Origin of the sequence: Sulfurivermis fontis, from assembly GCF_004001245.1 — a bacterium.
In the GTDB taxonomy this organism is placed as follows: domain Bacteria; phylum Pseudomonadota; class Gammaproteobacteria; order Thiohalomonadales; family Thiohalomonadaceae; genus Sulfurivermis; species Sulfurivermis fontis.
The window spans coordinates 2,951,885-2,964,836 of record NZ_AP018724.1 but is presented as its reverse complement, the minus strand read 5'-3'; the positions used below and the strand labels follow the sequence as shown (position 1 = coordinate 2,964,836).

Annotated in this window: 17 protein-coding genes; 13 read left to right on the top strand and 4 right to left on the bottom strand. The window is 66.8% G+C overall.

Annotation, left to right across the window (positions count from 1 at the left end):
* From EP379_RS14860 to EP379_RS14810, 11 genes are all read left to right on the top strand, one after another.
* A complete protein-coding gene (locus EP379_RS14860) occupies positions 1 to 756 on the top strand; it encodes a hypothetical protein (RefSeq protein ID WP_127478524.1) in 756 nt (251 codons plus the stop codon).
* The gene (locus tag EP379_RS14855) at positions 756 to 2,942 is read left to right on the top strand and encodes an AAA family ATPase (protein WP_127478523.1); all 2,187 of its coding nucleotides are present in this window, start codon (positions 756 to 758) and stop codon (positions 2,940 to 2,942) included. The genes EP379_RS14860 and EP379_RS14855 overlap by 1 nt, the downstream gene beginning before the upstream one ends.
* A gap of 284 nt (positions 2,943 to 3,226) precedes the next feature.
* Entirely contained in the window at positions 3,227 to 3,718 is a 492-nt protein-coding gene (locus tag EP379_RS14850) for a crossover junction endodeoxyribonuclease RuvC (protein ID WP_127478522.1), read from the top strand.
* 101 nt (positions 3,719 to 3,819) lie between these two features.
* A complete protein-coding gene (locus EP379_RS17070) occupies positions 3,820 to 4,002 on the top strand; it encodes a hypothetical protein (protein ID WP_420824463.1) in 183 nt (60 codons plus the stop codon).
* Entirely contained in the window at positions 3,989 to 4,354 is a 366-nt protein-coding gene (locus EP379_RS14840; RefSeq protein ID WP_127478521.1) for a DUF6362 family protein, read from the top strand. The genes EP379_RS17070 and EP379_RS14840 overlap by 14 nt, the downstream gene beginning before the upstream one ends.
* 107 nt (positions 4,355 to 4,461) lie before the next feature.
* Entirely contained in the window at positions 4,462 to 4,659 is a 198-nt protein-coding gene (locus tag EP379_RS14835) for a hypothetical protein (protein ID WP_232023929.1), read from the top strand.
* Positions 4,641 to 4,988: a type II toxin-antitoxin system PemK/MazF family toxin gene (locus EP379_RS14830; RefSeq protein WP_127478519.1), complete on the top strand. Its 348-nt coding sequence runs from the start codon at positions 4,641 to 4,643 to the stop codon at positions 4,986 to 4,988. The genes EP379_RS14835 and EP379_RS14830 overlap by 19 nt, the downstream gene beginning before the upstream one ends.
* A gap of 44 nt (positions 4,989 to 5,032) precedes the next feature.
* Positions 5,033 to 5,383 (top strand): HVO_A0114 family putative DNA-binding protein, encoded by a 351-nt coding sequence (locus tag EP379_RS14825; protein ID WP_127478518.1) that lies wholly within the window; start codon positions 5,033 to 5,035, stop codon positions 5,381 to 5,383.
* Between the two features lie 15 nt (positions 5,384 to 5,398).
* Positions 5,399 to 5,647 (top strand): hypothetical protein, encoded by a 249-nt coding sequence (locus EP379_RS16570; protein ID WP_197722812.1) that lies wholly within the window; start codon positions 5,399 to 5,401, stop codon positions 5,645 to 5,647.
* A 445-nt stretch (positions 5,648 to 6,092) separates the two neighbouring features.
* Positions 6,093 to 7,514 carry a site-specific DNA-methyltransferase gene (locus tag EP379_RS14815; protein WP_127478945.1) on the top strand — a complete coding sequence of 474 codons (1,422 nt, stop codon included), beginning with the start codon at positions 6,093 to 6,095 and terminating at the stop codon, positions 7,512 to 7,514.
* On the top strand, positions 7,511 to 8,776 hold the full coding sequence (locus EP379_RS14810) for a site-specific DNA-methyltransferase (RefSeq protein WP_127478517.1): 1,266 nt from the start codon (positions 7,511 to 7,513) through the stop codon (positions 8,774 to 8,776). Before EP379_RS14815 ends, EP379_RS14810 begins: the two co-directional genes overlap by 4 nt.
* On the opposite strand, the gene EP379_RS14805 is transcribed toward EP379_RS14810, so the two are convergent.
* The 4 genes from EP379_RS14805 to EP379_RS14790 form a co-directional block, all read right to left on the bottom strand.
* Positions 8,740 to 9,108, bottom strand: a complete 369-nt coding sequence (locus tag EP379_RS14805; protein ID WP_102042190.1) for a hypothetical protein — start codon at positions 9,106 to 9,108, stop codon at positions 8,740 to 8,742. The genes EP379_RS14810 and EP379_RS14805 overlap by 37 nt on opposite strands.
* 71 nt (positions 9,109 to 9,179) lie before the next feature.
* Entirely contained in the window at positions 9,180 to 9,392 is a 213-nt protein-coding gene (locus EP379_RS14800) for a hypothetical protein (protein WP_024892309.1), read from the bottom strand.
* A gap of 98 nt (positions 9,393 to 9,490) precedes the next feature.
* A complete protein-coding gene (locus tag EP379_RS14795; RefSeq protein ID WP_102042191.1) occupies positions 9,491 to 10,006 on the bottom strand; it encodes a DUF3489 domain-containing protein in 516 nt (171 codons plus the stop codon).
* An 81-nt stretch (positions 10,007 to 10,087) separates the two neighbouring features.
* Positions 10,088 to 10,276: a DUF6900 domain-containing protein gene (locus EP379_RS14790; RefSeq protein WP_017364484.1), complete on the bottom strand. Its 189-nt coding sequence runs from the start codon at positions 10,274 to 10,276 to the stop codon at positions 10,088 to 10,090.
* Positions 10,277 to 10,381: 105 nt separating this feature from the next.
* On the opposite strand from EP379_RS14790, the gene EP379_RS14785 reads away from it, so the two are divergent.
* Positions 10,382 to 10,912: an elements of external origin gene (locus tag EP379_RS14785; protein WP_102043233.1), complete on the top strand. Its 531-nt coding sequence runs from the start codon at positions 10,382 to 10,384 to the stop codon at positions 10,910 to 10,912.
* Positions 10,913 to 10,985: 73 nt separating this feature from the next.
* A complete protein-coding gene (locus EP379_RS14780; protein ID WP_102042192.1) occupies positions 10,986 to 12,950 on the top strand; it encodes a phage terminase large subunit family protein in 1,965 nt (654 codons plus the stop codon).
* Positions 12,951 to 12,952 lie beyond the last annotated feature (2 nt).

Sequence of the window (12,952 nt, the reverse complement as noted above, 5' to 3'; positions counted from 1 at the left end):
ATGCTCGATTACAACCACCGCCCCAGGTTCCACGAGCGCGTCAACGCTGTCATCGACGAAGCGCTGGCGCGTGAACGGGCAGCACAGGTATCTCGGACCTACCTCGGTGCCTCCCGGCTCGGCGTGGCCTGCGAGCGCGCCCTGCAGTACGAGTACGCCCAGGCCGCGGTCGATCCGGGGCGCGAGCTGCCCGGGCGGGTGTTGCGGGTGTTCGAGGTCGGCCATGCCCTGGAGGATCTGGCGATCCGCTGGCTGCGCCTCGCCGGCTTCGATCTCTACACACGCAAGGCGGACGGCGGGCAGTTTGGTTTTTCCGTCGCCGGCGGCCGCATCCAAGGACACGTCGACGGGATTCTCGCCGCCGGCCCTGCCGACATCGAGCTTGCTTATCCCGCGCTGTGGGAGTGCAAGACGATGAACGACAAGTCCTGGCGCGAGACCGTCAAGCGCGGCGTGGCCCGGGCCAAGCCGGTCTACGCTGCCCAGATCGCCGTCTACCAGGCGTACATGGAAGGTGCCGTGCCGGGCATCGCGAGCAATCCCGCGCTGTTCACCGCCATCAACAAGGACAGCGAGGAACTCTGGTTCGAACTCGTGCCGTTCGACGGCGGGCTCGCGCAGCGTATGTCCGACCGCGCGGTTCGGATCATCACGGCAACGGACAGCCAGGAACTACTGCCGCGCCTCGCCACCACGCCGACGCACCACGAGTGCAAGACCTGCGCGTGGCAGGACCGCTGTTGGAGACCGGCTTGATGGCGGAAAACATCGTCTGGCTCGATTTCAATGATGCACCGGATCAGCATGGCGAGACGCCCTCCGACACCGAGGCGTTGCGCCAGGGCCTGCTCGACCGCTTGGAGGCCGTGCTGCTCTACCTGTTCCCGCAGGGCCGCCTCCGCGGCGACAGGTTCTACGTCGGTGACGTCGACGGCAACCGTGGCAAGAGCCTGGTGGTCGAGCTCGAGGGCGAGCGGCGCGGTCTGTGGAAGGACTTCGCCACCGACGAAGGTGGGGATGTCATCGATCTCTGGGCGCGCTCGCGCGGGCTTTCCGCGCGGCACGACTTTCCCCGGCTCGCGGACGAGATCCGCCGATGGCTCGGGCTCGCACCGCCCATCGGCCGAGCGAAGCCATCGGATGTCCGCAGCACCCCCGTCGACGAGCTCGGCCCCTACACCGCGAAGTGGGATTACCTCACGGCGGACGGTCGCCTCATCGCCTGCGTCTACCGCTTCGATCCGCCCACCGGCAAGGAGTACCGCCCGTGGGACGTGCGCGCCCGCCTATGGCGCGCCCCCGACCCGCGTCCGCTCTACAACCTGCCGGCCGTGGCCAATGCGCGCGAGGTGATACTGGTCGAGGGCGAGAAGGCCGCCTGCGCCCTGATCGGCGCCGGCATCACGGCGACCACGGCCATGAACGGCGCGCGGGCCCCGGTGGAGAAGACCGACTGGACGCCGCTCACCGGCAAGCACGTGCTCATCTGGCCGGATCGTGACGCCCCCGGCTGGGACTACGCGGAGAATGCCGCGCGCGCCTGCGTCATGGCGGGCGCGGCGTCGGTCGCCATCCTCGTGCCGCCGCCCGACAAACCCGACAAATGGGACGCGGCCGATGCCGTGGCCGAGGGCTTCGATTGCGCCGCCTTCCTTCGTGAGGGCGAGCGCAGGGTGGTCAAGGCCGCACCACCCGTGCTCCCGACGTTCTCCTTGGGCGCATTGCTGGATGATGACTCGCCGCTGCCGCCGGACCTCGTCGCGCCGCGCGTGCTCACCCCGGGCGGGATGCTGGTATTCGGCGGCGCGCCCAAGGTCGGCAAGAGTGACTTTCTGCTCGCATGGCTCACGCACATGGCGGCGGGCGCCACCTTCCTCGCCATGACGCCGCCGCGCCCGCTGCGGGTGTTCTATCTGCAAGCCGAGGTGCAGTACCACTACCTGCGCGAGCGTGTGAAGGAGATCCGCCTACCGCCCAGTCGCATCGGTGAAGCGCGCGTCAACTTCGTCGCCACGCCGCAGCTGCGGCTGATCCTGGACGACGCCGGCCTCGCCCAGGTCATCCCCGCGATCAAGCAGGCCTTCGGCGACGAGCTGCCGGACATCATCGCCATCGACCCCATCCGCAACGTCTTCGACGGCGGGGACGCCGGCGGCGAGAACGACAACGCCGCCATGCTGTTCTTCCTGTCGCAGCGGGTCGAGCGCCTGCGCGATGCGGTGAACCCGGACGCCGGCATCGTGCTGGCCCACCACACCAAGAAGCTCGGCAAGAAGCAGTTCGAGGAGGACCCGTTCCAGGCGCTGGCCGGGGCCGGCAGCCTGCGGGGTTACTACACCACCGGCATGCTGCTGTTTCGACCGGACGAAACGCGAACCACGCGCCAGCTCTTCTTCGAGCTGCGCAACGGTGCCGCCATCCCGTCGATGCACGTGGACAAGATCCGCGGCGAGTGGCGGGAGGTGGATGCCAACGCGCGGCTGGTGATGAGGGACTATGGCGAGCGCCTCGATGCCGAGCGCCGGCGCAAGCGCGACGCCATCCTGCAGATCCTGTTCGACGAGGCGGCCCAGGGGCGCTGCTACACCGCCAACCAGTTCGCCGAATCCTTCGAAGGCAAGGCCGGTCTGGGCGGCGAGCGCACCATCCGCGAGCGCCTCTCCGCGCTCTCGACCCAGGGCTATATCAAGTACTTCCGCAACGCGCAGGACTACGGCCTGCCGCCAGCCCGCACCAAGTTCGGCTACCTGTGCGTCGAGGCGATGGTGCTGCGCTTGGGTCTAGGCGAGCCCGATCCCGACACCGGCGAAGTGCCGCTGCGCGAGCTACCGGTATTACCTACCCACTTCAAATGCCCGCAATCGGGGGCCGCATTGCCGGTCGAGAACCCCGAGGTGTGGGTTTACCAAGACGACTTCATCGACCCGCAGGAGGACGCATGAACACGCGCAGGCAAGTTGGCAAAAATTCTGCCAACTGGAACCCGAATTTTGCCAACTGGATTCAGTTGGCAAACGTCTGCCAACTGGAAAATCAAAAAAATCAATGCATTACAGATCAGTCGGCAAGTTGGCAGTTGGCAACGCCTGCCAATTTGCCAACTGAGCTAACACCATGTTTTTACTTACCTTTCGGGGATTTCCCAGTTGGCGAAAACTCCCTCCCCCCTTCGGGGGGAGAGGACCACGTCGTGTCCTCTCCCCCGACCCGAAGGGGTCTGCCCGGTTTGGGTGATAGGGGCCGAGAACCCGGTGCAGCGATCCTGAGCCTCGACCTCGGCACCCGGACCGGCTGGGCGCTGCTCGGCCGTGACGGCTCCATCACCAGCGGCTCGGAGTCCTTCAAGCCCCAGCGCTTCGAGGGCGGCGGCATGCGTTACCTGCGCTTCAAGCGCTGGCTCACCGAGGTCAAACAATCGGCGGACGGGCTGGATGCGGTGTACTTCGAGGAGGTGCGCCGCCACGCCGGAGTGGATGCCGCACACGCCTACGGCGGCTTCATGGCCCAGCTGACCGCCTGGTGCGAGCACCACGGCATCCCGTACCAGGGTGTGCCGGTGGGCGCGATCAAGAAGCACGCCACCGGCAAGGGCAACGCCGCCAAGCAGGAGATGGTGGCCGCCATGCAGGCCCTGGGTTTCCGGCCCGCGGACGACAACGAGGCCGACGCGCTGGCACTGCTGATGTGGGCGATCGCGACGCAGGAGGTGCCGGCATGACAAATTCGTCGGGAACGAATTTGGACCGCGTAGCGGGCCGCGCAGCGGCGAGCCCCAGGGATGGGGCGAGCAGCGCGCCCAGCCACCACTATCGTTGCCCCCTGGGGCGCCTGCAACCGACTCGCCCGGACGTCGATGTCATCAAACGCGACGGATGGCGGGACCAGGGCATCCTGGTGGTGTCGCTCGACGACGAACGTTTGGACTGGACCGAGAGGGAACTGGTGAAGCGCATCGGCGAGCGGCTCTACGGTCGGAAGGAGGACGGCCATGTGGAGCGTTGACGACGTCGCCGAGCGCTTCCGCGAGGCCGCCCAGACCGCGCGGCGTCTGCCGCCGGTACGCGTCCAGGGCTACTTCAACACCTGGCCGGCGATCAAACGCATGCCCTGGGAAAACCTCGGCGCTGAGCCGCCGGTCTACCGCTTTCCTCCCGACCCGGCCGCCATCGACCGCATGGAAGAGACCATGCGCTGGGTGCTGTGGCTCACCGAGGAGCAGCGCCATCTCGTCTGGATGCGCGCCGAGGAACGGGGGTGGCGGGAGATCTGCCGGCGCTTCGGCTGCGACCGCACCACGGCTTGGCGGCGGTGGCAGAAGGCGCTGGGACTGGTGGCCGACCGCCTGAACGGGTGAGTTCCACCGGGCGTTATGTATCAATAGATGATAAAATGCGGCTGTCGGCGAAACGGGTGTGAGCCGGGCGATCCGGATAAAGCGGAGGACATGTGATGAGACAGACTGTGGAAGCCATCATCGACGAACAGGGGCATGTCCGTCTGGCCGAGCCCGTCAAGATCAAAGGCATGCATCGTGCCTTGGTAACCATATTGGACGAGGTACCGGTTGAGATCGACGAGGTCACTCAGCTGGCTGAAAAGGCCCTCGCGGAGGATTGGCTGAAACCGGAAGAGGATGAGGCATGGACGCACCTGCAATAGGCGACGTGGTCCTCGTGCCTTTCCCCTTCTCCGATTTGTCGACATCCAAACTTCGTCCGGCACTCGTTCTAGCCCATGCGGGACGGGAGGACTGGCTGTGCCTGCAGATCACCAGCCGGCCCTACGCCGACCCCTTCGCGATCGAACTGGCGGATGGGGACTTCTCTCGTGGCTCACTACAGCGGACCAGCTTCATCCGTCCCGGAAAACTGTTTACCGCTCATCAAAGCCTGTTCCAATGCGTGGCAGGACACATCAGGGGCGAGAAGCTGGAGCAGGTGCGAAACCGGGTCGTCGAGCTGGTACGCAAAGGTCGATTGTCCGAGTGATGGGTGATCGGAAGGATCACGCTCCGCAGCAAGGTGAAATGATCATGAAACCGATCGTGGTCGGCATCATGCCGCAAGAGAAGATTCGCGCGCGGATACAGGCCATCGCGCGTGGCGAGTACAAACCGAAGCCGGGGGAACCCACAGTCTGGTTCACCTCGATGAAGTCGCTTGCCGAAGTGCTGAGTGACGAGAATCGTGCACTGCTGAAGGTCATCAAGGACACGAAGCCGGGGTCGATCTCCGCCCTGGCCGAGGCCACCGGCCGCAAGCCGGGCAATCTCTCCCGCACGCTCAAGACCATGTCCAATTACGGTATTGTCGAGATGCGACGGGAGAAGCGGCACGTACGTCCGATTGCCAAAGCAACCGAGTTCCGGATCGTCGCTGCATGACGTGGGCCGCTCATCATGGCGAAGAAGCGAAACAGCCGCATCCTGCGAGAGATGCACGAAACGGCTCGCGATCTGCATAGGATCGGCCTGATCGACGACAAGCGAATGGCAGAGTTCGATGCGCTGTGCCGTCCAAACGGAACGGACGCGCTTCGCGCTGCCATCGTAGCTGGTCGATCGAGCGGCCCGGGTCGTCCCGCTGAGGAAGTGTACGATCGCCTGGAAACCAAGTATCGCGGTCTGGCCGGCAAGAAGCGCAAGTGAAGTTGCTGGAAGTCACCAGCGCATGCCGACACCTGCCTGCCAATGAGGAATAGTGCGGGCGCAGACGATTTTCGGGCATGCAACACTTCGCCCGTTTTTACGCTAGGATTTCGCTAACCTCGCGAGAGAAGCATGTGCGAAGGCCACGGGTCGCTCCGTGGCCTCGATGTTTCTGCCTTCGCGATCCGACCCGCCGAGCGCGATGGGTCCTTCCTCACCAAAATCCCATGCGGGGGGCGCGCGCGCGGCGTTTCGCTAGCGTCAAACTGCAAACCGAGGTTTGCAGGGTTTGCGGTTTGCAGGCCCCATCCCTGGGGCCTGCCGCTTCGCGGCCAGCCTGCGGCTGTCCAAATCCGCTCCAGGCGGATTTGTGCACTCCCCGATACACATCACGAGCCCGCCCACGGTTCTCCGTCGGCGGGCTTTCCATTTCGAGGTTCCGATCCTGAACACGCTCAACGTCGAGTACCGCAAGGTCGAGACGCTGATTCCCTACGCCCGCAATCCGCGCACGCACAGCGACGAGCAGGTCGCGCGCATCGCCGCCAGCATCGCCGAGTTCGGCTGGACCAACCCGATCCTGGTCGATGGCGACCATGGTGTGATCGCCGGCCATGGCCGACTGCTGGCCGCACGCAAGCTGGGGCTGACCGAGGTGCCGGTGATCGAGCTCGCGCACCTCACCCCGGCGCAGAAGCGCGCCTATGTGATCGCCGACAACCGGCTCGCGCTCGATGCCGGCTGGGATGAGGCCATGTTGGCGCTGGAGTTCGCGGAGTTGGCCGACGCCGGCTTCGATCTGGACCTGACCGGCTTCTCTGCCTCCGAGATCGAAGGCCTGCTCGACCACATCGAGGAGACGGAACCGTCCGCCGATGAGGACGAGCGTGCGCCGGAAGGCGACGCGGACGAGGACGACGTCACGCCGCCCACGGTTGCGGTCACGCGGCCCGGCGACTTGTGGCTGCTGGGCGAACACCGGCTGCTCTGCGCCGACAGCAGCGACGCGGCCGCCGTCGCGCGCCTCATCAATGGCGAGCGCGCTCACCTGCTCTTTACCAGCCCGCCCTACGCGAACCAGCGCGACTACACCACCGGCGGGATCACTGACTGGAACGCGCTCATGCAGGGCGTGTTCGGCGCCGCCCGCAGCGCGCTGCACGAGGACGCGCAAATCCTGGTCAACCTCGGCCTCGTCCATCGCGACGGCGAGTGGCAGCCGTACTGGGACGGCTGGATCGAATGGATGCGCACTCAGGGCTGGCGCCGCTTCGGCTGGTACGTCTGGGATCAGTCGGTGACCGTGCCCGGCGACTGGGCCGGGCGCCTCGCGCCGCGCCACGAGTTCGTGTTCCACTTCAACCGCCAGGCGCGCAAGCCGAACAAGATCGTGCCCTGCAAGTGGGCCGGTCACGAGACGCATCTGCGCGCCGATGGGTCATCCACCGCGATGCGCGCCAAGGATGGCAAGGTCGGCGAATGGAACCACGCCGGACAGCCCACGCAGGAGTTCCGCATCCCGGATTCCGTCGTCGAGGTGACGCGCCAGCGCGGCCGCATCGGTGATGGTATCGACCATCCGGCCGTATTCCCGCTGGGCCTGCCGAAGTTCTTCATCGAGGCCTACACCGACGTGGGCGAGATCGTCTTCGAGCCGTTCTCCGGCGGCGGCACCACGCTGCTGGCCGGGCAACTCACCGACCGCAGGGTCCGCGCCATCGAGCTCGCGCCCGAGTACGTCGACGTCGCGCTGCGCCGCTGGCTGCAGCACCACCCGGGCATGGAGCCCGTGCTCGCGGCCACCGGCCAGCCCTTCGCCGAGGTCTCGGCCGAGCGCTTGGGCGAGACGGCGGAGGCGGCCGCGTGAACTGGTTCGCCGAGCGCATCGAGCACTGGCCGATCGACAAGCTACTGCCCTACGCGCGGAACGCCCGCCAGCACTCGGACGAGCAGATCGCCCAGATCGCGGCCTCCATCGCCGAGTTCGGCTTCGTCAATCCCTGCCTGGTCGGCGCCGACGGTGTGCTGGTCGCGGGCCATGGGCGGCTCGCCGCCGCGCGCAAGCTGGGCCTGTCCACCGTGCCGGTGGTGGTGCTCGATCACCTGACGCCGACGCAGCGCCGGGCGCTGGTCCTCGCCGATAACCGGCTCGCGGAGCTCTCGACCTGGGACGATGTGCTACTGCGCATCGAACTTGAGGCACTGCAGGACGAAGGCTTCGACCTCGATTTGACCGGTTTCGATGCCGATGCGTTGGCCGAGCTACTGGCCGGTGAGGAGCCAGAGCACGAAGGCCAGACCGAGGACGACGCCGTCCCGGAGATTCCGGAAGAGCCGGTGTCCAAGCCGGGCGACGTCTGGAGGCTGGGGCCGCACCGTCTGGTCTGCGGCGATGCGACCGCGGCAGAGGCCTACGCGCAGCTGTTCCCGGACGGCGAGCGGGCGGACATGGTCTTCACCGATCCGCCGTACAACGTGAACTACGCCAACAGCGCCAAGGACAAGCTGCGGGGCAAGCACCGTCCCATTCTCAACGACGCGCTCGGCGCAGGCTTTCACGACTTTCTCTACGACGCGCTGTCGCTGCTCGTTGCCCACACCCGCGGCGCGATCTACGTCGCCATGTCGTCGAGCGAGCTCGACACCCTGCAGGCGGCGTTCCGCTCTGCCGGCGGCCACTGGTCTACGTTCATCATCTGGGCGAAGAACACCTTCACGCTGGGCCGCGCCGACTACCAGCGCCAGTACGAGCCGATCCTCTACGGTTGGCCCGAGGGCGCGGAGCGCCACTGGTGCGGCGACCGCGACCAGGGCGACGTCTGGCAGATCAAGAAGCCGCAGAAGAACGACCTGCACCCGACCATGAAGCCGGTGGAGTTGGTCGAACGGGCGATCCGCAATTCGAGTCGTCCCGGCGACGTGGTGCTGGACCCCTTCGGCGGTTCCGGCACCACCCTGATCGCCGCCGAGAAGTCAGGGCGCGTGGCGCGCCTGATCGAACTCGACCCGAAGTATGCGGACGTGATCGTGCGGCGCTGGCAGGACTGGACGGGCAAGCAGACCACCCGCGAATCGGATGGCCTGGCGTTCGATCAGGCGGCGACTTCCTCCTCGACGATCTCGCAGTGAATCACGAACCCGGTCAGATAAGGAAGCCCGCGCGGGATACCGTAGTCCTTACTGGTGCGGCGTCCGATGGTCCATTCCATCCACTGCCGGGTGGCGGCGCGGATCGCGTCGTGGAGGGCATGGCCCGCATGCTTGCGGTTGAGGACTTCGTCCGCGAAGTGGCGTCCGTGGCGGCTGTCGAGGAAGGCCCGCACCGCTTCGAAGGGCTGTCCCGTGGCGTCGGAGATGGCGTTCATCGCGATGGGCCAGGCGGCTTGCGCGTGCGCGTCCATCGTGCCCCAGAAGCCCCAGGCTTCGTTGCGGGTGGCGGGGATCGTTTTGGCTGTGGTCATCGTTGTCTCCTTCGTTGATCGTTGCGACACACGTATGAACGCGCTGTTCGATCAGGAAGCCAAGCTCAATCTCAATCATCTCGCGTCGTCTGTTGGCGACCGGTTACGGCGGCCAGCTTGGCGCGGGCCGACGCGCTTTCCCAGTGGCAGGGTCCGTTGCCGTGCGCAGCCTCTTCGCTCCAGCGGGCCAGGATTTCGTCATCGCTCCAGCCCTTGGCGGTGAGGTAGGCGTAGTCGTCGGCGTCGTAGTTGCTGTGGGTGAGGATGGCGCGGGTGGGTTTCATGCTGTGCTCCTTGGCGTGGATGGTTGCGACACCCGTATGAACGCGCTGCCGGCGCGGGAAGCCAAGCGTTTTCTGCTTGGCTTCCCATTCCGCTCGAATCACGCGATCCGGTAGATGCGCTCGCCGCCCTCGGGCTTGTCCGAGGTGATGGTCAGCCCCAGCTTCTTCTTGAAGGCGTTGGCAAAGGTGCCGCGCACCGTGTGCGCCTGCCAGCCGGTGAGTTCGCAGATCTGGCGCACCGTCGCGCCCTCCGGGCGCCGGAGCATCGCGATGACTTGGGCCTGCTTGCTGTTCTCGCGGGTGCGGGGCTTGGTCTCGGCGCGCTGCGGTGCCCAGGTGGCTTCGGCGGCTGCGACCTCCGCCTCGAGATCCGTGTTTGCCTCCACCGGCGCCGGCGCGGGACGCGGGCGCCCCAGGGCCTCGTAACCGTCGGCGGCGACAAACCAGTCGGGACCAATGGTGGTGATCAGGGCCCGATTGCAGAGGCCGTCCAGCACCTTCTTGCGGGCGCCGCCTTTCACGTTGTCGGGGAACCACTCGATCTTGCCACCGGTGTGCTCGACGGCGTAGGCCAGGATGGCGTGCTGGGCGGGGGTGAGTTGGATGGTGCTCATTCGATGCTCCTTCGTGGTGGTTGATGGTGTGGTCATGAACGCGCTGTTCTCTGGAGAAGCCAAGCGCTTTCCGCTGCTTTCTCAGCCCTGCCGCGCGGCCTGCCGGCCCGCCTGGTAGGCGGCCATCAAGGCGCTCTTGACTGCCCAGACGCTGACCTCGTGGAAGTCCAGCCGGTCGCTGTTGCGGGTTTCCAGGGTGTCGATGAACAGGTGATCCAGCGCGATCTGCTGCAGCTGCCGGTCGATGTCCTTTTCGGCTTGCTCGGTCATGTGCTTCTCCTCGGGGTGTCGTTGATGGTGATGACATGAACGCGCTGTTCCCGAGCGAAGCCAAGCGGAATCCGAGCGGGACGGCGCCAATGCTTGATGGAGACCATGGGACTGTCGATTCGCGCCTACGCCCGCCACCGTGGGGTGTCGGACACCGCCGTACACAAGGCCATCCGCGCCGGGCGCATCACGCCCGAGGCGGACGGCACGATCGATCCGGACAAGGCCGACCGCGACTGGGCAAGGAACTCCGAGCCGCCCAAGGAGGGAACGGGCGCCAAAGCCGCGAAGGTGCGGGTGTCGGACGATCCGGCCCCGAACCTCGCCGCCGGGCTACCCGCGGGCGGCACGTCGCTGCTGCAGGCGCGCACGGTCAACGAGGTGGTCAAGGCGCAGACCAACAAGGTGCGCCTCGCCCGCCTCAAGGGCGAGCTGGTCGATCGCAACCAGGCCATCGCCCACGTGTTCAAGCTCGCGCGCACCGAGCGCGACGCCTGGCTCAACTGGCCGGCGCGCATCTCGGCGCAGATGGCGGCCAGGCTCGGCATGGACGCGCACACGCTGCACGTCGCGTTGGAGGCGGCGGTGCGCGAGCACCTCGCCGAGCTCGGTGAACTGAAGGTCCGCGTCGATTGATGAAACACATCCCTGTGTTTCACCCTGCCGGGCGCGCTGGCGCGCGTCCAAATTCGTTCCCGACGAATTTGTGATGGACGACTTCGTCTACGAGGGCTTCGACGCCATCGAGCGCGCCTGGCGCGAAGGACTGACGCCCGATCCGCTGCTCTCCGTCTCCGAGTGGGCCGACCGGCACCGGATGCTCTCCAGCAAGTCCTCGGCCGAGCCGGGCCGCTGGCGCACCAGCCGCACGCCGTATCTCAAGGCGATCATGGACTGCCTGTCGCCGACCTCGCCGGTCGAGCGCGTGGTGTTCATGAAAGGCGCACAGGTGGGCGCCACGGAAACCGGCTCGAACTGGATCGGCTACGTCATCCACCACGCGCCTGGGCCGATGATGGCGGTCTGGCCCACCGTGGAGATGGCCAAGCGCAACTCCAAGCAGCGCATCGACCCGCTGATCGAAGAGTCGCCGGTGCTCTCCGAGCTGATCGCCCCGGCACGCTCGCGCGACTCGGGCAACACCATCCTCGCCAAGGAGTTCCGCGGCGGCGTGCTGGTGATGACCGGCGCGAATAGCGCCGTGGGCCTGCGCTCGATGCCGGTGCGGTATCTCTTCCTCGACGAAGTGGACGGCTACCCGCTCGACGTCGAGGGCGAAGGCGATGCGATCTCGCTCGCCGAGGCGCGCACGCGCACCTTCGCGCGGCGCAAGATCTTCATCGTCTCGACGCCGACCATCGCCGGGGCGAGCGCCGTCGAGCGCGAGTACGAGGCATCCGACCAGCGCCGCTACTTCGTGCCGTGCCCGCACTGCTCCCACCGCCAGTGGCTGCGCTTCGAGCAGCTGCGTTGGGAGAGGGGCCGGCCGGAGACGGCGGCCTATGTGTGCGAGTCCTGCGATACGCCCATCGCCGAGCATCACAAGACCTGGATGCTGGAGCACGGCGAGTGGCGCGCGATGGCGCCGGAGAACGGCGTCAAGACGGCGGGCTTCCATCTCTCGTCGCTCTACAGCCCGGTGGGCTGGCGTTCGTGGCGCGACATCGCGAGCGCGTGGGAGAGTGCGGTCAGGAAGGAGTCCGGCTCGGCCGCCGCGATCAAGACCTTCAAGAACACCGAGCTCGGCGAGACTTGGGTCGAGGAAGGCGAAGCGCCCGACTGGCAGCGCCTGATCGAGCGGCGGGAGGACTACCGCATCGGCACGGTCCCCATGGGCGGCCTGCTGCTGGTGGGCGGTGCCGACGTGCAGAAGGATCGCATCGAGACCTCGATCTGGGCCTTCGGGCGCGGCAAGGCGTCCTGGCTCGTCGAGCACCGCGTGCTGATGGGCGACACCGCGCGGGATGCGGTGTGGAAGCGGCTGTCCGAGCTGATCGACGAGACCTGGACGCACGAATCCGGCAACCAGGTTCCGCTGGCGCGCTTCGCGCTCGACACCGGCTTCGCCACCCAGGAGGCCTACGCCTTCGTGCGCGCCTGCCGGGACAGTCGACTGATGGCGATCAAGGGGGTGCCGCGCGGCGCGGCCCTGATCGGCACGCCCACCGCCGTCGATGTCTCGCAGGGCGGCAAGAAGCTGCGCCGGGGCATCAAGGTGTACTCGGTGGCGGTGGGGCTCGCCAAGCTCGAGTTCTACAACAACCTGCGCAAGAGCGCGGATGTGGCCGACGACGGCACCACGCCGATCTACCCGGCGGGCTTCGTCCATTTGCCCAAGGTCGACGCCGAGTACATCCAGCAGCTCTGCGCCGAGCAGCTGATCACCCGCCGTGACCGCAACGGCTTTCCGGTGCGGGAGTGGCAGAAGCTGCGCGAGCGCAACGAGGCGCTGGACTGCTACGTGTACGCCCGCGCCGCCGCCGCGGCGAGCGGTCTCGATCGCTTCGAGGAGCGCCACTGGCGCGAGCTGGAAAGACAACTGGGCATCGCCGCACCGCCCGAGCAGGACGAACACACCGTAACCGCAGAAGACGCCCCCGACTCCGGGGGCGTCGTCGTTTCGGGCCGACGCGTCCGGCGCCGGTCCGTCGTCAAGAGTCGCTGGATGAGCTGAAC